Genomic DNA, 20,985 nt, shown 5'->3' with positions numbered 1-20,985 from the left:
ATTGACTATAATCAAACCAGTTCTTTTTATCCTAACGATATACTGCAGACATCTCATTTAAGTGATGGGCTAAAATCATCAATACTTTCTGCCCCAGTGAATTTAGCCGAACCATTGAGATTCGGCTAAATATGCTTATCTTTTCAATTGCGCGAATAAACTCAAGGTTTCCTCCCTGGAAATCAATCCTACTGAACTTAAATTGCCAAGCAATTGCCCTTGCTCATCAAAAAATAGCATTGTCGGTGTGCCGTAAATGTGAAACGCTTCGCGAATTTTAGCCACTTCTTCTGATTTCTCACCGATTTCAACCCGCAAATTGACAATGCCTTGCATTGCATCGATAACATCGGCCTGGCTGAATACCTGCTTATCCATCTCCTGGCAATCGCTGCACCAGTCCGCCGAAAAATCAATGAACACCTTATTATGACTTGCCTTGGCATCAGCCAGTCTGGTATTAATTGCATCAAGCGTGGACACCTGAATGAAGGGAGATTGAATAACCGGCTTCGCAGCAGAAACAGACGTAAACAATTGATAAACCAAGGCCCCCGCTCCCATCAGCGATAGCACAGCAAGGCCTTGCAGAACCCGTCCGCTCAGCCTGGTTTCCTGACGAAAAGCGCCCATAACGCATGCCGCAATCAGCAAAACGAGGATCCAGAGCAAATCCACCAGAAGCTTTGGCGCAACACGACTTAACAGCCAAACCGCCATAGCAAACATCATTAGAGCAAACAGTTGCTTTATGCGAACCATCCAGGGACCTGAAGCAGGTAAAAAACGGCCATAACCCGCGCCGACAAGCAATAAAGGCAATCCCATTCCCAGAGCCAGGACAAAAAGCAAAAGCCCGCCCTGAGCAACCTGCCTGCTTTCTGCAATATAGGTTAAAATTCCAATCAGAGGCGCTGTTACACAAGGCGATACAACCAGAGTTGATACCGAGCCCATTAAAGCAGAGGAAATGATTCCCTGACGACGGGAGCCTTTGTGAGAAAAACACAGGAAAGCTGGAAGCCGAAATTCAAAGACTCCCAGTAACCACAGGCCCATTAGCGTCAATAAGAAACTAAAACTTCCAATAACCACAGGCTGCTGCATTAAGGTTTGCACTGTAGCCCCAAACCAGGCAGCCAGCATTCCGGCCAGCGCATAAGTAAGCGCCATGCCCAGCACATAGGCTAAAGATAATTTAAACGCTTCACGCCCGCTCTTGGCTCCTTGCCCCGTGATAATACTGGATAATATGGGCACCATCGGTAAAACACAGGGCGTAAATGCCAGCAGCACACCTAAACCAAAAAAGACACTTAGGTATAACACGGGGCTATTATTCTGGATAAAACTTGCAGCAGCCATAGGATTTCCAGAAAAGCCCGAAGCAAACGCAGAACAAGAGAGTAATGTCATAAGTAATGACAAAATCAGTTTTTTCATTTTGATTCCTTAATAAATTATTTTAATTTTTTTGGATAAAAGGAATCAAATCGGCGGGCGGTAAACTTCATCCGAAGGTGAAAGATATTTTGAAAAAATCAGCAGAAAACTTATGAGACCAATAAGACTTTGCAATAGCATTTGTTGCAGGGATTGAGATTCTTCTTCAAGCCAATAATACACAGAGCCGCAACCGCTGCTCAAAATCTGCTGTACAGAACAAGGCGTCATTGCAAAGGAAATAGGGGAAGATGCATCCGCAGCTCGAATACAAGAAGGCTGCTTGAGTGGTGCAAGAATGACAGCACTCAAGAGAATCAGTATGATAAGGGAACGAAGTTTGTTCATTTAATGACCCTATCATAATTTAAAGGATTAAATCAATGCAAGAATAAAAACTTTAACTAGCAAGCAATCTTTTCAATTCTTCAAAATTCTTTGGTATTTACAATACTTTCATTGATCAAGCTAAGCCTGAGAATGTGCAAGAAATCTTCAAGGCTAGGATTAAGACTGTCTTAATAATTACTTCGTATAATTGTGCCGTCCACCTGTTAATTTGAACGAAGGAGATTCTATGAAGTCGTCTTACAGAGATCATTTAAAAGCTAAATTCAAGCCCACTTTTTTCGGTATATTTGAAAAGCAGGACGCAGCGTTATTAAGTAACGTGTATGCCTATGTATATAATAAAGAAGTGAAGCATTCCGCGTTCATGAGCACCTGCCATGGGCCTGTATCCGGATATAAATCTCACGTCACTTTAGATGCTGTACAAAATGAATTTAAACAATATAACAGTGAAGTACAAACAACCGTATTAGCCAGGGTTAATCAGTACGTCAAAGATTTTGAAGCAGCAACAGTGTTTCACCCTACTGAGGAAGCCTATCAACGCTTATTGGAAGTTCGTGACGCTTTTAAAGCACATATGGATAAATCCCCTACCCCGCAATAACCAGATTTCCGGGTTTCGGTTGGGCCCTTGGCCCAATGACATTTACTTAAGATATTTACCTACGTTCCTCAGCTTAATAGTATGGGCCTGCCACTTTAAGAAGGCTTCTAAAAGAGCCAGAATGAGATTGTGACATACATTCAACCAAGGTGGAGATCCGTAATGAAAGATATTAAAGTATTGGGATAGATTTGACAAAGAATGTTTTTCAATTACAGGAAACAGATGCTTCCGGGAAGGTTGTGCTACGGAAACGATTAAGCCGGCCAAGAATATTTTTTATTTAGGGAAGATAATTTGTGAATGTGTTTTTATCAATCCTTGTATGCTCAACTGTCTTTGCTACCCTGCCCTCAATCTCAATAAAGGAATCGGAATAATTAAAATTTTGTGGATATACCGCAAGGACAGGTTTTTTCGTTTTGGTAGAATGATACAGTACTCCTTCTAACCCAGCCGCTTGCGCAATTTGACCCAATATTTGCGAATTAGCTGGTACATCGAACTGCATGGGCATTAATCGCCAATTAGCGGTAAAGAGAGTGTTGAGTAGTTCTTGTAAATTTTTCACGGGTGGCATTACATTTGATTTTATTTCTCGAGCTTTTTTTATGTAATAAATGGGAAGCTGTATATCTTTGATTAAATCAAAAAAAGGGCGAAGAGTTTCTTCTTTTGTCAAGTCCAATATATTTGTTAACTCCCCTCTTACATTGAAATGGCTAAAATTTCCTGCCACAGAAAGCTCACTACCCGTGAGCCCTTCTTGAATCTCTTCTCGTTCTAATCCTTTCATCTCTAAAAATGCTGTAGCTGATTCACTAGCTAAATACAATGCAGGAAATTGCGGAAATCTTTGCGGATCAATATTTCCTATATTAAAACGCCCTCCAGGAAAACTTATATAGCTTCCGAGTGTAGATAAGGGAGTATTTGAAAATTCTTGAGATACCACTCTGACCCAATCATTAAATTCTAAATTAATTGAATTATCTCTTAAGGAAGTTTTTAGTTCCTCCATAATTTTAGATCTACGATATGCAAAATAGGAGAAATGTTCCGCTGTATAATCTATGATTTGATCATGGAGCTTTATCCATCTTTTTATTGCTCTTGGTGGAACGCTGTCCAATAATATGAATATCCTGTGATCGTAAGACTTCATATTTAGGGATTAATTCCAGCTAACGCATTGCGAATAAATAATTCCAATTTTTTATAGCGACCATAACGAATCATATCTCTAGGCGATATTCCACCGAGGGCAGGATTTTTAATTTTAAACCATAAGGCAGTTTTATTAACATCACCGTTAAAATAACCTGCCATTAACTCACAAATATTTGCTATTTCTTGAAGACGTTGTTTAAGATCTTTATTAATTTGATCATCTAATCGTACGCGCTCTTTTTCCATTCGCATTGCTTTTGATATATCTGTACGGCTCAGATCCAAAAAATCTGCAACTTTCTTTGGAGTATTGCCATCTAAAAGATGTAAATAATCATGATTGGGAACCGTAGTTAAAAAGTCATTTAAACTATTGGTATTCATTTTGAAATCTCCTCAAAGAGGGTATAAATAATAATATGCTATAAATATGCGTAGTTTCTTCAAGTTTGCTTCAATTTTATCTCACTCGCCTTCGCTTATAACATATTGAATACATATAAAAATTAAATAAGTATAAATATTTTATTGTGATTTTCTAAAATTGGTTCGCTATATTAACAAAATTATAGTTCATTATCCACTAGATAGTGTATTTTTTGTGCATTTCGATGATGACGATTTCAGTGTTGGGGGCTTTTTAGAGCATATATCTGAAAAATCTTTAATCAATAACTGCATTCCAGGTAGTTGTAGAGTTTTGCTATAGCTATCAGGCTCGCTAAATATGCTACTGATAATTAAAGTTATTTAACTTTTTCTTAAAGTTTAATTAGATTGGTATTTCCTGAGACATGCATTTAAGGACAACCTTCCAAATTTTTTTATATGAGCTCCCCAATGTAAACTCCCATTTTAAGATGATTATTAATCAACTCAACTCATCAGAGTACATTTTGATTATTTTTATGGTACAATCAAATTCAAATTTTAGACACAAGAATTTACATGTTTACAGAAACACCCACAAATAGCCTATTTGAGGCCTTACGCGAGAATGATGAGGTAAAATTCAAAAATCTTTTGAATATTAGTGATCCCCACGCAAAATATGAAGGCATTCCATTATTGCATTTTGTGGTACGCAGTGCGGGCCCTAAACACCTTTATGCCTTAATTGAGTCAGGAATTAACGTTAATATTCTTTCAGAGCAAAATATGCCTGCAAGCGCTTTGCAGTGGATAACGGGTATGATGTACCCAAAGGGTTTTTACTGGGGATGGCCTCAAAATTATGAGTCTCATGATGAACATCTTAGCACCATAGGCATAGATGGTTTACGAGAGCACGATGGGTTTATTGGAACAGCCGATGCAATTATGTTTGAGATTTCAACAATTTTAATAGCAAAAGGGGCTTCTGTTGATTTCTACAGTGCTTGTGCATTAGGTTATCTAGAAAGTGTAGAAAACCATTTAATGGGTAATCCTGATTTGCTTTTTATACCAGGACCTGATGGTGCATCGGCATTAGCCTGGGCAGCACGCCGAGCACAAAATCAGGTTATATCCTTACTACTTGAGCGAGGTGCTGATATTAATCAACTTAATACAGTGTCTTCATTGACCCCCTTGGAAGAAGCCGTTTTATTTCATGGCACACCAGAAACATTAAACCTTCTTTTTGCGAAAGGAGCATGGCTTAGAAGAGGCATTATTGGCACTTGCAGCAAACACCGCATTGACATAATTGATTATTTACTCAGTTGCATAAGCAACCCCAGTGACTTAATAGTAGCAAGCGATTTGAAAGCAATTCAATTAACTACAACTTACTCAGATATTTTAAACGTTTTCGCTAAACATAATATTTCTTTGACCAAAATCGATAAAGAAATTACTTCATCAGATTCCGAACGGCCATTAATTTTTGATGGCTGCACAAATAATATAGACTTGTTAAGGCTGTTAATTTCAATGGGTTGCAATATTAATGCTAGTTTTCCTAGACAATTTGTTGCAGGCCAAGATAGAGAAAATAATAAGTTAAACGAGGCACTCCCTTTATGTTTTCTTTTTTTAGATCTTCAAACTAAAACAACAGAAAAAGAGAAATTAAAATTATTAAACAAGATGGCTTTATTATTTCTTCATGGCTCCGAAATTAATCCAGTACACGCGCATCAGCCGCATCCAATTAATGATTTATCTGCAATTGATTTAATCAGTTTTTTAGTATTAATTTATGATGAGATAAAACAATCTCAAATAAATAAAACAGAGGCCTTCTCTAAACTAAGTCAATCTTCAATTTCGTTATTAGAAGACAAAATAGAGCAAGCATTAATAGCTACAAGTGATAGCGATATTCAGGCTAAATTGGAATACCTTAGCTCCTGTTGTCGATTTCCTAGCTTACAGACACTTTGTATACGCACTATTAGCAAATATAATTTATTCAAAGAAGCCCCAAAATCAATTATACCTGATGAGTTGGCAGAACAGTTGACCATAAGTTATTAATTTAAAACCTAAGCCAATCTGTCAAGGGTAATGACTAGTGCTAGATTCGTGTTATTACCAGACATATTCATTCACAATACTAAAACAACTCCCGCTTTTAAAACATTGGCAGCATAGACTTATCACATCGCCAAAGGCCGGTTTTTTACCATAATGTCTTTTTTTATGATAAAACGCTTTTTTTACTTACAATTAATTCTATGAGACAAGACCAAATTAATATGACGGCAAGTGTTGGTATTCATTTTCCCAGTGTAAAGCCATTATTCTCCTGTCCACCAAATCCAGAAGTGTTGAAAGCCTGGCAAGCCTATCAATGCCAATTTGAGCTGCCGGAAAGCGCATCAATTTCTCAAAAAATTATTGATAATGTCAATTATGTTTCCTTTGAAACATTCATGACTCAATTACAAGCTACTATTGCTGCGTTTAATCAGGCCTGTGATGAGCCTTATATCCTACTCATTACGCAGGATACCCTGGGTAAACTTGATGAGGGAGCCAGTGAGCAATGGGTTTCCGGCCTGGCCCTGGAGGAGTGTGGCTTACGATGGCCCACAGCAATGACCACAAGCTTGAGTCTGGACGCCTGCCTTGCCCGGCATCCTCAGGTTAGAAAGATATTGATTCTGGATGATGCAGCATATAGCGGTACGCATATGGCACGAGAGTTATTCAATTTAAGAAACCTGAGAAATGTGGATTCGAGCTCAAAGTATAGCTTTTATTTTGGTATACCTTTTATAAGCAAACAAAGCCGAAGGATTGTCGAAGAAGGACCTGGCTCCTGCAAGTCAAATTTTACGAGTGTATGTTTACCCCATCAGACAATTCCCTTGATTGAAGATCTGCTCACGGAAGAAGAAAAAAAAGCGGCTCCCAGGCTGGATAATCTTCAGTTAACGGTAGGTTTAACTTATTTTGATCATAAAATGCCTGATTACAGATCTGCTTCAACCCTTTTGGAACAAGGAATTTTCTTAAAGCCAACAATGGATTGCCTGATGGAAATTGAACACATAATTCCTGGAAACAGAGCTCCGAGACCCGGTAAAACTCGAATTGAGACTCCAGAAGAGTGGAACGAACGTTATAATCAATTTGCAGCCAATCGATATATTCCCTGGATTCCGAAAGTGATTTGTCCTTATAAACTAAAAAATGACGAGGAACAGCAAGCCTTAAGAAAAGCAGTTGACTCGAAACGAGTTGGTAACCGAACTTCATACTCATTACCCGAGCGGTTCAGAGTGGCCAGGGAAATTTTAGGTGAAGAAACGATTCAGAAACAAATGGACGCCCCCGCTAAGGAAATTTCGCTAAATGACATTCGCCAAAGCTATTCAAGACATGCTTCCTGGTACAGTATTAGAAAATATAGTTTATTTTTCTTTAATACCACTAAAGACGCAGTGATTGAAAACATGAAAAACCAGGCCAGATTAAACCCTCATGGCGCCTCTGAAAAAACGCTGATTGAGTTTGGTCTTAATTGATGCAGGCGATTGTCCGTCTGATTATTCTTATTTTATGACCTGAAAAGCATGTATAATTTATCTTTTCAGGAGATGTTATGTTTGCTTTTAATAAAGTAATTGAAATATTTAGGGGTCCGAAGAGACCCACAACCATCCATGCGAATACTGATTCTGTAAGCGTGGAAACAATACCTCCCGATAGCGATTTAATTCGCGAAGGGAGCGGCACAACGACTATTACAGGAAAAATTGAATACGTGCATGTGACCGTTCGCGGCAGCGCAAGCCTCAGAATAGAAGGCGAAGTAGGTCGAGGCTGTACATTTTATAAAGATGGCAATGGGACACTCCGCTTTGCAGGCACTGTGGCAAATGATTTGAAATTAACCGTCTTCGGACAAGGAAATATTGTCTTTACCCAAGAACCACCTCAAACGGTTATTAATTCAATTGAAAATCCAATAGGTAACGCCCAGATCACTTGTGCAGGAAGGGTTTTACCTCAGTTTCAACCCGGGTATCGTCGTCACAATCTGGGTTTTCCTTTTCCTGCTGAGCAAGCAGCACCTGTGCAATTCAGGCAAACCAGTGTGGCTCTGAGTCGCCTGTCTACTGAGAGACCTCAACAGGCATCTACCGCAGAAGATGATTTTAATTCTGGTACAAAAATATATATTGAACGTTATAAAACCCGTGAAACAATCGCTGATATTATCGAGAGGCTTAACTTAACCCCAGAAGAAGAGCCATTATTTAAACGTTTCGAGGATACCATTTATCGTACATATCTTGATGATGTTCCCCTGAGATATGGAAACGCCTTCTATGGCAAAGCTAATTTACTAGCATGGTATAAAATCAATAAAACCGATCCAGCAACAAGAGACCCGGTAAAACTGGACGCCTATTCTCCAGGGGATTGTTTATACGGAGAGCTTAATGATGTGATCGTTGAGCTCAATAAAATGCGGGCAGCCAAACAAGAAGCTGCTGCTGTAGAACTTTCCGCCCCCGCACTTCAGGATACTAGTGAAGAACAATCTAGCGAAGGCCTTTCAATGTCGTTTCAATAGGCCTGGCAATATCCGCGTCAGGAATTTTTTCTCTGACGCGGCGCAGTGCGTGCTGCATGGTAACAGAGTATTCACAAAGGGCTTTAACGGCTACTTCCCGATCTTTCTGTTCAGCGGTCGAGGTGATTACATTTCTGTTTTGAACCACAACCCGTAATAGTTTCTGCATTCCAGTATGTCGAACAGGCTCCAATTGGGGCTTTAAACCCTCAAAAACGCGCAGAATATGCTGGCAACGCCATGCAGCCAAATCAAGTGAACCGGCCTGTTCAACTTGCTGTTTTAATAACGAACGTATCTCATGCGAAGCGCTGCTCAAATGACTCAACCATTGCACAATGGCTTGCGAATCATCCAAATGACTGCTTAATTCCCTGTCATTAATCCAGGTTATTTCATCCAAAAGAAGATTCATGAATGCATTCATGGTCACATTGACCCATTCACGCAAAGGACTTCCCAGCCTGTATTGGCTCTGCATTTTTATGGACATTTCATAAAACCTATCAAATGCCTTAGAACACTTGGGGTTTTTCAGGGCCTCTTTATAAAGGATGAAAAGCTCATCAACCATTGAATGATTTGCTGAGCCAATCTGCCTCCTTATTTCATCAATCACTGATTGCAGCTGCTCGCTCGACAAAAGTTGGTGCTGCCATTCACGTTGGATAAACTGCGTTAATTTTAAGTGCTCGCTTGTTTTAGTACTTAAGGAAGCATCCTTGTTTTTATCGATACGCGTTTGCTCCAAAACGATGGCTCGTTTATCTGTCGAAATAATCGACTTATAGCAGTTAGAGCATCGTAGAAGAAAGGCCTTTTCTATTTCATTCAATCGATAGCGTTTTAATATTTTTTCCTCGTTTTCTGATCTCGAAAAAACTTCTTTGAGGATTTCTTTCATGCAATCGGGTAACTCGGCAACAATGCCTGCCAGCGTGAATTGATTCAGTAGAAGGGTATACTGTTCCAGGGAATAATTGAGTGAAGCCTCCAGGGCCCATTGTCTATCGAGTGCATTATTCAACCAGATTTGTAGTTTGCGTAACACACGCTCTCTTGCCCGAAGCCTGGCCAATGCAGATCCTTGAAAGCGGTATTGATCCACATCTGCCCTTCTGGCTTCGGGATAGCTGTTATAGTAGAAAACCAGAGCAAGTAATGCCTTATCCTGAGGGTCCTTTAATTTATGATGTTTAATCACCGACTGAGTCACTTCCTCTGTGATTTGTGCAGGAGCTGTTAAACATTCATAGAGGGCATAAATTAAAACATTATCAATCTGCAAAGCATATTGATTAACTATTTGTCGCAAAGAAGGATTTGCAGCATTAATCACTGGGTCAAATAATTGATTCCATTCACTGGCGGTCAGGGGAAATGCGTCTGATAATATTTTTTTATAGAATTCCTCCCGAATTACCCGACCGGATAATAAACCGGGATGGATTTTTTTCACGTAAATTAATAACAGATTAATTAATTCATCATGAGATAATTCATGCCCATTTGCTGTCGCGATGAGCCGCAACAGGTGATCGCGGATAGCCATCATCGCTTGAACCCGCAGCCCGGGCGCATTACCTGGTGCAGAGGAAATGGCAAGAACATGATTGGCTTTGACTGGTCGTGTTACTGAAGCAAGCAAACCATTATAAATGGCCTTGGGTATGGAACTTAAGCTATCAATCAACCCTAAACCAACACCATAAAGAAAACCACCTGCACCGGACAAAATGGCATAGATTATTTTGTATTGCTCTTGGGTGCTGTAAGCCTGATAGCCTGCAATATAAGCTTGAGCAAAAGGCTGGGTTAGCACACTAAAAATAGTTTTATCACGATGAATTAAAGGCAATAATGCGCCCACTGTTTTAATGCTCAAATCCAACCCGATTTCACGACCAGAAGGTGTAGCAATTTGATTACCATCCAGGTCACGAAATCCAGAGTAAAAATTGTCCTGGTGTCGTCGCCGATAAAAATCGTCAGCGATTGTTGGAGAAGGAGCCTGGTAGGCCAACGCATTATGCATTAATCCCGGCGAAACTTTTCTTGAAATATTAGCCGCAGAATTATGCTGGGTTAAATCAGCAAAATAATCTTTTATTTCCTGCAAGGCCAATAAGGGCTTCACATGTAATCGGGCTTGCTCTGCTATGGATTTGGCTGTTTCATCCCTTGGAAAAGGATAGAAAAATTGAGTTAATTCTTTAAGGGAGCCCAACACAGCTTCATAGTATTTAGAGGCTCTGGTATCTTGAAAAGGTTTCAGCGTTGTCAGCTCACGAATCAAACGTTCACAAGTTAAACGGCTTTGAGGTTCAAATGCCTCGGCAGTGGTGATTAACTCCATGAAATAATAATGCAGGTCCACATCGTCTTTGGTGCAGGAATAGAGGCTGTAAATGAGCTCTTTGAATAAAGAAAAGAAAGCATCATGGCAATTATCGGCTGTTCGCTGAGGATGCTGTAATGCGTCATCAAATGCCTGCCATTTACGTTGGATCTCATCATTATATTGATGAGTTAATGGCGGGGTATTTTTACTGGCAGGCGGTAAAAATCGAGTGGCGATTGCATTATAGTAAGCAAAGAATGCAGGGCAATAAACCATTAAGCGTGAAGATTGCAGCATTCGTACAACAAACGATGCGCAAAGCTCTTCCTGCTGAAAATGTTTATCAAAATTTTTAGGCACAACACCGATAAAAGGAATAAAAACTTCATCACTTTCGCGAATGACCTGTCCATAAAATGCGTCGGGAATAAATTCATCCGGCCCAACTGGATTGTACACCAGATGTCCGCGCGTACCGGTAGAGCTGCATTGCGCGTATTGTAGTTGAAGCGGCCATAATGGATTAGCAACGAAGAGAGATTGCAGGGAATCCCCTGATCCCGTATCTCGTGGAAACGCTTCTACCAGCAAGGAACCCGCCTGGCGAAACATGGGAGTTTGTTTATAGTCGCCTCTCGTGGTTTTAAAATAGGTGCCTTGGGAGTCTTGCTGATAAAAAGAATCGATTCGCTGTAGCCCGGCATTGCTATAAGTACTGACATAATGGCGGCGGTATTTGACATAAGTGTCATTCTCAAAATACGGCGGCTCTGGAAAAAGATGAGCAACGAGATTGTCTACCAGGGCATTGTAAATGGTTTCAGAATACTCTGAGGGCTGCAGAGTAGTCATATAGTTAAAGCTTGAAAAAAGCGCAGCGAGTTCGTATTTAATCCCGATCGCCGCATTCATACGTGCTTCGGCAGGCCCTTGACGATGAATGCTCAGATTCCTGAAATGACTTGCCCATTCTGGATCATTCAAGCGAAATGTATCCATGCCTGCATCATTAGAATCACTAACCACACCACCCCAGTTGGCTCCGATACCTAATGCCTGTCCTCGATTGAACTGAAATCGCTGTAAAAATCGAATAAGGTAACGGCTAATTACAGGCAAATGGGCAGACTCGATGCGGATAGCAGACTGCTGAAGCTGCTCTTGCAAAATGCCAATAACCATTTCTTCATTTAAAGAATTTAATATGGTCTTACCATCCAAAAAAGGGCTTACATAAGAATCATAAGAATCTGTTTTCAATTGGATAAACTGGATGCCAAGGCGCTGTAATACGGTTTGCATCCAGTCAAAAAAATCTTCATTGAGTGGTAAATCAACCCACTGCGATAATTGACGGCGAATCATCGCCTGCCATTGCTGCCAAGGTAAAAAGTCAGGCGTCTTTTTGGCTAAAGCATCCGCATGCCCGCCCGGCTTTAAAGCAAAGCCATGCGTTGATAAATAGACACTGGTATCTGCAATACGTCCTGCCTCGCTAATCTGGTAATCAGAGGTGGCGGTAAAGGGCGAAACATCGGGCGTTGACTTGTTGGGCCCTATAGCCGGATTAAGTGGAATCACCGGATCTCCAGGCAATGGAATCCCTGACTCCCCTTCGGGTTTACTTTGATTGATGGCTGGAGCTAGCAGAGAGGGATAGGTCGACAACAAGCTATCCATAGGAATAGTCGACCAGGCGCTCATCGCCTTGAGTAATTGCCATAGGTTGTTAACATTGCAACCCATGTGATGTTTTTTTATCGCTCTTAAGATATTTTGATAGGCCTTATTCAAAGCTTGCGCATTCAATATTTGATTAAAGCCGCTTTGATGATAGCTTTCAATAAGGCGATTGAATCGATTAATTTTATGGTTGATAGCTCTACTGTGTACAGGATATTCGCTCAGAAAATGAGGCAGGCGATATTTGAAGGGAGTCCTGTGGTTGCAAGAACTTTCAAGCAGTCTGCCTGCGAGATTTAATGCCTCCTCAATGGGGGTATGAGTAGTGACAGGTTTATAACGCTCCTGTAATAACTGATGAAGTTGCCTGACACAAGCATCATCACTCAGCATGGCTAACAAAAAATAAGCCTGTGTCTGGGTCTGTGAATTTAAATGCTCACGCATGCTGTGCGGCAGTTTAGCTCGGAGCGCGTCCAGTAAACTGACTGGCTCACTGTGGCGCTCGGGTATAGCCGTATAATGTTCTCGCATAGAGTTTAATTCTGCAGTCCAGGGGCTTCTCTTTGATGTTCTTCTTCGGGTTGTGCCTGAACTAAGCCCAGATCGCTCTCGAACTCATCGCGGCCAGGAACTATCTTTCTTGAGCTGTGCTCTGCAAGCTTAAGCATTTTCATTTGTTTATAATTTTGATAAAGCTCTTCAAATACATGTGCGTATAATATCTGTGCTTTTGTAGTTCTTTGCGCCTGAGGCAGCTGCTCATGTAATGATTTAAATAAATTAAAATCAGTTTTAGCTTTATTTATAAACCGCCGCAATATTCCCTGAGCATCATCCTGATTGGCAAATCGATTCACAAAGCTTAAATCAGCTGCAGGCCGGTCGCTGTATGCGCCAAATCTTGTATGATAACTAGACAGCGAAATTCCTCCAAAATCAAGACGCTGAACTAAACTATCACAATTAGCAGCTGAGACATTTGGTGCTAATAAGCCAATAATAATCTTGTAAAACTCTTTTAATCCTTTCCTCTCTCCCCGCTCTTCATCATCTTTTAGAACGGCAATACCTTCAATTTCACCATCTATTATTTTTTGCAATTTACGTTGTGCGTTTAAAGTCGATTGAGTTGCTGAACATTGATCCAGTGTTTGAAAAGCGCCGAGAAAATTAATTAGAATGGCACAGGTTCCTGCGCTAGAGCCAACACTGGGCCCATCAACGGTATTGATTAATAGACCATTGGGATTGGAAGAGTCATTGGATTCTAATTTCAGAGCAATATGAGAATCACGATGCAGACTGACAATTTCCAAGAGCTTCATGAGTCTTAGCATGGTATCCAAACCAATTAAACCGCCTTGTGCCAGCACTTTCATGACATTAGTAATTGTTCCTGCCGCCAGGTCGGTACTAAAACCAGTTGCCTGAGACGATTGGCAATCGCCTTTACTGCAATTCTCGCTTTCGTGAGTCTGTGCAGGATGTAAATGTCCATCACTAGTATGAACTTTCTGATGTGTCCAATTGACAGAGCCATGCATGCTCATAGGTGCTGCAGAGGCTGCACCGCTTGTAAGCAATGATCCCTCGGCAAGACAGGCTGTGGCATAGGCAAGAGAATGTAATACACTTTGTTGAAGAGTATGCATTGCCAGGTTATGTTGAACAGTATCAAGATTATCTTTCAATGCTTTGTTTAAATCTGTTGCAATTCGGATTAGAGCTAAACCTGTATGTGATAAGCTGAGACGTAAAGCAGTAACTGCATGCGTAGCGCTGTACTCCTGTCCTGAGTGGCTATCCCAACTGATTTGCTGAGATGCCTGATTAGAGTGCTTTCTACTTTGCACTTCACTGGCTTTTTCTGAAGCCGCATTAAAACGATTTTGATCAATTAATGTCAGTGAGCGGCAAACAGTAAGCATTTCATCAATTAATAAAACCATGGCAGAGGCAGCCCAATACGCCGCAGCAGTACTGCTGCCCACCGTATCATGTGTTGATAAGAGAGAACCGTTTCTGGATTTGGAAGGAGCTATATCTTTTTCAATTTCGGCCATGAAATTGCGGGTGAATGCCTGGATGTTATTCAGCGTTACCGTAATACTCGGAAGGGTTGACAGTAAGGCTTCATTCTGTTGTGCCTCATTAGTCTTAGCTGCTTTTTTGGAAGCTTTTACAGGGATTGACACTGAATTGAACAGGCTATGCGTTGTCATGAGTGAGGCGACAGTACCATGGGCGCTTACATCCAACTGGCTGGCCATATCCTGATTAAGGTTAGGAATAATATGCTGTCCATTTGCCTCTTCAATACCATCAAGCACCCCTTTGATTGCTTTTTCAAATTGCGCCAGGACTTCAGGATTGGCTAAATCAACTGAACTATCAATTGTTCCCGAATCATAGCCTCCTGCAGAGTTTTGCTGGGGCTTGGCCAGGCCTCGTAAGGCTTGGGCCAGTTCACTAATATGGCTTAGCAGCACACTCATCGAACGACCGGCGATAGTTTCACTGACTTGTGCCGCTGTTTTGACAGCCGATGAGCCTCCCAGGTTTTCTGCGCAAAGACGCATTATGTTAGACAATGAGAAAAGATTGGAATGCAAGCTGTTAATACGATCAACACCACCGGAAGGGCCTTGCTCGGTCGCTTGAGCGAGCGCTTTTTGTACCCTTCCCTCTGTCGCAGCAATGGCTGTCTTGTTAACCAGTCGTGACGCAACGCTAAACAGGGATAAAGCCGCCACGCGGAAAAGGGCTGTCGCCAAGGGGGTACTGACACTTTGATTGGATGATAAATCAACCGCGCGCTGCATGTGGGATAAAGCTTTCTCAAGAATTTTTAATTGCCGTTGCGATGCCTGGCTATCAGAATCCTGAGTAGCCTTCTTTACACCACTGCTTGCATGGTAGACATTTTTATCATCCGCCTCACTCGCTGATTCCTGTCGCAAAAAATGACTGACGGCACTTCCCTCCCTAAAAAACTGGCCAATCATATTGGTTAGCAATGCAGCAGCCGAAGGTATGAATGCGGTTGCAGCGACGCTGCCGCCAGCCCCGGTCGATGCGGCAGTTCTGGCATGCGTTCTGGCATGGGAGTTTTCAGCAATATTAATTGCGTTATAGACATTATCCATCACCTGACCACCCTGGTCTTTGACCAGGCCAGCCACACTGTCAATACTGGCTGAAGGCTTTTGATCCTGAGGATCAAAGATAAACGCCTTAGTGCTGGCATTTTTCATTTCATCGCCGGGGATATCCAATTTGGATAAACCTTCAGCAGTTTTCTGTGTGACCGTAATCCCATCACTAGGGATTTGCGCCAGATGACTCACTCCGCTTACCATCACGAGAGAAATGTATCGGGTAATGAATGCGAGGGAGTCATTTGTTGCAATTAATCCTCCGCGAAGTTCTTTCATATAGCTGTCTAAAACACTATGATCAATGTCGGCTGGATCTTCAAATAAGATATTTAAAGCATGGAGTAATGAATCGCGCCGGCCGCTTTTTTCTGACAAAACCGTAGCAGCATTCTGTGAAGCCGTTACAGCCTGAGAGATTCCAAATCCTGGTCCGGAGGCGCTGGCACTTGGTATTCCAGCAGCTGCAGCAGTAGTTACAGTAAAACTATCGAAGAACTTCACCATTTTTACATCCCTGATTTTATTATTCGGAATGGCTGTTAATGTATAGAATCCTTTCTCATTGTCAATATTATTATTTCTATAGGCAGATAATCATCATCACCTATTGCTCCGGCCAGGCACGGATGCATTGTTACGTAAATGAAAATAGGTGTGCAAAGGCGTCTTTGCGAGCGTCAGCGAAGCAATCCAACTCAAGGTTTGGATCTGGATTGCTTCACTTCATTCGCAAAGACGACTGGTTTACTTGACCAGTCTACGCATCATATCGCCTGGATTAACAGGTGGAGTAATCGCCATAGCGATTGGTTGACCTTGAGGGTTTTGATATTCACAGGCCCAAAGATAGCCATCCGGCGTGGGTCCGCCGCTGCTTTTAATGGATTTGATCAGGCGGTTTCCCTTCTTGATTGCAACTTCTTTGCCTTTCACTTGACCAACATAAATACCGAAAGTCCATTTATCCTGGGTATCGTAATAATTACTCCAGTTAAGCCCTACCCATCCCAGGTCAATATCTATTGCATCACTGATACCAATTGCCTGCAGTGACTCAACACTGGGGCATTTTTCTGGGCTCTCATTGAAGGCAAATGCTGAAGAGGAAACCAGTAACGCCAGAGAAAAAGATTGCAGCACACGTTTCATAACCCACTCCTTGTTAAAAAACAGAAATCGTAGTCATGATACCTATCATTTTCTTGGGGTTCAACAAAAAAAACAATGATCATTTAGTTCAAATGATATACAATAATACCCTTTAAGGACTCCCTTATACGAACTTCGGTTTTAATCAAGAACGTATAAAATAAATTCCTTTATTTTCATAACACTCTGTATAAATATTTCCATTATTTATATTTATATGAGAAAATGTGGCAGTGAATTGATGGAATGGATGTTGATCGATTTGCAAATTTTTGTAACAAATGGAACCTTTATTGACTTGATTTATGGTAAATACACGTGCAAGCAATCGAAGATAATCTGAAAATTTTTACCCGCTTTATTGCTGCCGATTGCGATCTGGAAGACGTAGAAACGCATTTAAAAAAATATGACAATAATTTTCTGTCATACGAGCGTGATTTCTATGTCACTCCCATTGATTCAACTGATGAATGTGTCGATGCTGCCATTGAGTTATTACAAAGCCTGCATATTGATTTCAAATTATGGCCAAGCTATTTCGCCCAGAATCTCTCTATTCATGAGTTTCTAAAAAAAATAGTCCGTGATCATGAGTTATCCATCCAGCTCAATAATCTGATTGATGCCATCGAAAAACGCAAACGTTACAATAATATTATGTTTGCGCTCAAAATTTTAGTGCCGATTTGCCTTTTTCTCATTGTCATGGCTGGTATTTTTCATTCCCAGCTTGAAGAAATCATTCGTTTTTTACTTTTTTCTGCTGGCCTGCTTCCCGTTTTCGGTATTATCGTCTCAATCTTTTCCATTATATTTCAAGTGATCTTCAGTCATTTAAATGACCGTCGCCCTATTGAAAAGATCTATCGAGACGATGCCTTCATTGTTTTAAATAACACTTTGAATATTGTTGCTAAAACTATATTGATGGCTGCCAAGTATACTTTTGTTCCCTTAGCTGCTTTTTTCTTTATCGCAGCCGCTGTGATTGAAGTATTAAAGGAGTTGTTTTATTTACTTGAACTTCATCACACTCAAACACCCGAGCTTTCTCCCGAAGACCAGCAGAATTTCGCTTCATTGACACTGTACCATCAGCAGCTTGCCCGCTTAAATTACGATTTTATCAAGCAGCGAAATGCCTTCATCATTAATATAGCCGCCGCCCTTACCCTGGCAATCTCAGTTACAGCCTGTGCTTTTTTACCCGCCGGATTTGTTCTCACCTTAGCCACCTGTTCGGTGGTTTCAATTGTTTTTTGTATTAAAAAATTAGCTTTATATATCAATGACATCATGGTATCAAATACCTTGCAGCAGGAACTGAAATCAATTGCCGATCAGTATGCAACTGACGAGAAATCAGAAGCCAAGATTGATGAGCTTAAAGAAAGTATTTACGAGATCACCAATCCGGATGTTTTGGAAAAAATTCAGCACCTCGATGATGGAAGCCATGCGGTACGCGTCAAACCTCAACCCACTCATCCGAGCGTTTTTGGTCTTTTTAGAAGAGAATCACGTCAGCAATTAAATCCTGGTGGATATAAACCTGTCGCAGCCACAGATGCCCCAGATGCAGTCCAAGCTCCCAAACGACGCAATCGTTTTTTCAAATCTGAAGATAACCTCAATTTAGAGAAATTCAGTGCAAAAAAATCCAACCCAGAGCAATCCGATGTAATGCCTGGAAGTTTAGATGAAGTCAAACCCGGTAATTCGTATTGACAAGACCCACCATAGCTTTCAAAATGCCCACTTTGATTTAAAAAAGGCACTCGATGTTTACATCGGAAACACAGGGTTTGTATAAGCAAGATAATCCAGAGCTGGTTAAACTGCTAGTTGCTCAGAAACAAGATCTTGATAAAGAAGAATGGAACCCCGTAAGCCGTCCTCAGTCCATTCCCTCAGGCACTTTACTGTATATTGCCTGCATGGAAAACCGGGTCGCTATCGTAGAAGCGCTTTTAAAAGCCGGAGCAAATCCCGACCTGTCAATTAGCCTCGAACAAATGTCGCCTTTATTAATTGCCTGCAAAATGGGACATGAACAAGTGGTCCGTTTATTAATAAAATATGGAGCCAATGTGCAACAGGCTAATCAAATGGGCGAAACACCGCTTTACCTTGCCTGCGCTTCTAATCATCAACGCATTATAGAACGTCTTCTCATAGCGAAAGCCAACCCACAACAAACCAATAGTAAGGGAGAAACAGCGCTGTTTATCGCTTGTTCTGAAGGTCTTCCCCTGGCCGTTAAGAATTTGATTGGAGCGGGAGCAGATATTGAACACACATCTGAAGAGGGAAAAACGATTCTCCATGCATTATTCAACCGGATTGAAAAAGAAAGAGTCAATCAATCCCGCTATGCAAAGTATCTAAAGGTACTGAAACTTCTTTTCGATCTCGGAGTAGATATTGACAAGCCATTAGTGGGCCTGGTTACTCCATTTATACAATCTCTGGAACGCAATGCCAGAGATCAAAATAAAATGATTATCGATCAGATTGTTTCCTCCAGGATTTATGCCTCTCCAACTGACATACGCCGCCAATTTAATGATACTTACATGGAACAACTTTCAATAAGCCGTGAAATTACTGATGGTCTTCCTGCTGCTCTTGCGTTTAGCTTTCGATTTACCCCACAACGAATCAAATTGCTTTTAAAACGTGGCGCTTCATTGGAAAACGATACCCAATGGAATCAACTCTTACTCGCCTGTATCGAAGAAAACATAGCTAAAGTAAGAGCAATGCTTACAGAAACGGTAAAACGGGATGAGAAAGATATTCAGTGTATGCCGATGGATCTCGCCTGCTTCACTGGAAATATAGAACTGGTTCGTCTGCTTGAAACCAATCAGTTGACAAGAGAATGCTCAGAGGGATACACACCCCTGATGCGGGCCTGCCAGTATGGGCACTCCGATTTAGCTAAAGAACGGCTGAAGCAGGACGAGATTAATCATGAAGCAGCAAAGGTCAGCGCCTTGTCACTGGCCTGCAGTTATGGCCATAAACATGTTATCGAAATATTGATGGACCATCCCGAAATTGAAGTCAAGATTAATAGTATCTACGCAGCAGCTTATGCCAATAATGTCACATTAGTTAATGAGCTGTATGAATCACCCGCTTGCAAAGCCTTGCCGGATCCAGAGCGAATGCTTTGGGTTAGCTGCCACAGCAATCATAATGAGATCATTCTCAACCACTTGGATAAATATCCGGCTCTCATCAATCAAATCGATAAGAAGGACAGAACAGCACTCTACCATGCCTGCGCTAATAATAATTTACTTCTGGTTATGGCTTTGCTGAAAAGAGGAGCCCAGCTACCCGCGTCAAATAATCTAAATTCCGAAGAGACAAGACCGAACCCTTTATTGATTGCCAGCATCAAAGGCCATTTTGCCATTCTTAAGGCAATGGTTGAACATTATAAACCGGACAACAAACTGCTGCAGGAGTGTCTGCTGAAAGCCTGTGCTTATGGGCATCTTGGTATTGTTCAGTTTTTGCTGACGAAAGGAGCAAGTCCCATCCATCAGGGAGACTCCTGGATTACGCCCCTGCATGAGGCAACAAGGAATGGGCATGTGGATGTTGTCAGGGAATTATTAGTCCTCGGTGCCTCACCTTTCACTAAGAATTCAATGGGACGCTCACCGAATGATATTGCGCATAGTCATAATAATGAAAGTTTAGTGACTATGTTTTCTCTTGTTGCTACCTTCGGTTCATCGATTTACACTGGTAAAAAATTAAACATGACTTATGGGTCTAATAATAATCTTGTCTTTTGGCAATCTGCATTATATTCACCTATAGCAGAAAGCATGGATGTAAATAAGATCAGCGCTGCAAGCTCTTTAAACCAGGCTTAAACTCCAGGATCAATTGTGTATCAGCTCCCACACCAGATTGGAGAAAGTTAGGTACTGCCATTCAGTTCAGGGAATTCTGCAATTGCATTTAGGTTGGGTCCTTGGCCCATAGCCGTCAGGCTAAGAATATCAGATCCCCTCTCCACCGCGCGCAGCGGGGGGGAGAG

General features: G+C 41.2%; 13 protein-coding genes. 6 read left to right on the top strand and 7 right to left on the bottom strand.

Annotated features, from left to right (window positions below):
- Positions 1-135: 135 nt before the first annotated feature.
- Positions 136-1,443, bottom strand: a complete 1,308-nt coding sequence (locus DYH61_RS03875) for a protein-disulfide reductase DsbD family protein (RefSeq protein ID WP_058506222.1) — start codon at positions 1,441-1,443, stop codon at positions 136-138.
- Positions 1,444-1,488: 45 nt separating this feature from the next.
- Complete coding sequence (locus DYH61_RS03870; RefSeq protein WP_058506221.1) at positions 1,489-1,791, bottom strand: hypothetical protein; 303 nt, start codon at positions 1,789-1,791, stop codon at positions 1,489-1,491.
- A 229-nt stretch (positions 1,792-2,020) separates the two neighbouring features.
- On the opposite strand from DYH61_RS03870, the gene DYH61_RS03865 reads away from it, so the two are divergent.
- Positions 2,021-2,401: a hypothetical protein gene (locus DYH61_RS03865; RefSeq protein WP_058506220.1), complete on the top strand. Its 381-nt coding sequence runs from the start codon at positions 2,021-2,023 to the stop codon at positions 2,399-2,401.
- Between the two features lie 283 nt (positions 2,402-2,684).
- Here the strand turns inward: DYH61_RS03865 and DYH61_RS03860 are convergent, their stop codons facing one another.
- Together DYH61_RS03860 and DYH61_RS03855 are read right to left on the bottom strand one after the other, a co-directional pair.
- Positions 2,685-3,533 carry an RES family NAD+ phosphorylase gene (locus DYH61_RS03860; RefSeq protein ID WP_160037286.1) on the bottom strand — a complete coding sequence of 283 codons (849 nt, stop codon included), beginning with the start codon at positions 3,531-3,533 and terminating at the stop codon, positions 2,685-2,687.
- Positions 3,534-3,568: 35 nt separating this feature from the next.
- Positions 3,569-3,955, bottom strand: coding sequence for a hypothetical protein (locus DYH61_RS03855; protein WP_058506218.1), 387 nt, complete (start codon positions 3,953-3,955; stop codon positions 3,569-3,571).
- A 564-nt stretch (positions 3,956-4,519) separates the two neighbouring features.
- Here DYH61_RS03855 and DYH61_RS03850 point away from each other — a divergent pair.
- The 3 genes from DYH61_RS03850 to DYH61_RS03840 all read left to right on the top strand — a co-directional run bounded on the left by DYH61_RS03850 (position 4,520) and on the right by DYH61_RS03840 (position 8,585).
- The gene (locus DYH61_RS03850) at positions 4,520-6,034 is read left to right on the top strand and encodes an ankyrin repeat domain-containing protein (RefSeq protein WP_058506217.1); all 1,515 of its coding nucleotides are present in this window, start codon (positions 4,520-4,522) and stop codon (positions 6,032-6,034) included.
- A gap of 221 nt (positions 6,035-6,255) precedes the next feature.
- Positions 6,256-7,530 carry a hypothetical protein gene (locus tag DYH61_RS03845; RefSeq protein ID WP_058506216.1) on the top strand — a complete coding sequence of 425 codons (1,275 nt, stop codon included), beginning with the start codon at positions 6,256-6,258 and terminating at the stop codon, positions 7,528-7,530.
- Positions 7,531-7,607: 77 nt separating this feature from the next.
- Positions 7,608-8,585, top strand: coding sequence for a hypothetical protein (locus tag DYH61_RS03840; protein ID WP_058506215.1), 978 nt, complete (start codon positions 7,608-7,610; stop codon positions 8,583-8,585).
- Here the strand turns inward: DYH61_RS03840 and DYH61_RS03835 are convergent.
- The 3 genes from DYH61_RS03835 to DYH61_RS03825 all read right to left on the bottom strand — a co-directional run bounded on the left by DYH61_RS03835 (position 8,554) and on the right by DYH61_RS03825 (position 16,919).
- The gene (locus tag DYH61_RS03835) at positions 8,554-13,143 is read right to left on the bottom strand and encodes a hypothetical protein (protein WP_234999857.1); all 4,590 of its coding nucleotides are present in this window, start codon (positions 13,141-13,143) and stop codon (positions 8,554-8,556) included. The two genes, DYH61_RS03840 and DYH61_RS03835, sit on opposite strands and share 32 nt — an antisense overlap.
- Positions 13,144-13,148: 5 nt before the next feature.
- Positions 13,149-16,274, bottom strand: a complete 3,126-nt coding sequence (locus DYH61_RS15830; RefSeq protein WP_234999858.1) for a hypothetical protein — start codon at positions 16,272-16,274, stop codon at positions 13,149-13,151.
- Between the two features lie 240 nt (positions 16,275-16,514).
- Positions 16,515-16,919 (bottom strand): DUF4949 domain-containing protein, encoded by a 405-nt coding sequence (locus DYH61_RS03825; RefSeq protein WP_058506214.1) that lies wholly within the window; start codon positions 16,917-16,919, stop codon positions 16,515-16,517.
- A 318-nt stretch (positions 16,920-17,237) separates the two neighbouring features.
- Between DYH61_RS03825 and DYH61_RS03820 the strand changes: the two genes are divergently transcribed.
- Complete coding sequence (locus tag DYH61_RS03820) at positions 17,238-18,650, top strand: hypothetical protein (RefSeq protein ID WP_058506213.1); 1,413 nt, start codon at positions 17,238-17,240, stop codon at positions 18,648-18,650.
- A 53-nt stretch (positions 18,651-18,703) separates the two neighbouring features.
- Positions 18,704-20,818, top strand: coding sequence for an ankyrin repeat domain-containing protein (locus DYH61_RS03815; protein WP_058506212.1), 2,115 nt, complete (start codon positions 18,704-18,706; stop codon positions 20,816-20,818).
- The last annotated feature ends 167 nt before the right edge of the window (positions 20,819-20,985 follow it).

Origin of the sequence: Legionella quinlivanii (assembly GCF_900461555.1) — a bacterium.
Classification (GTDB): domain Bacteria; phylum Pseudomonadota; class Gammaproteobacteria; order Legionellales; family Legionellaceae; genus Legionella_C; species Legionella_C quinlivanii.
The sequence above is the reverse complement of the archived record's forward strand: the minus strand, read 5'-3'. Positions and strand labels throughout refer to the sequence as shown.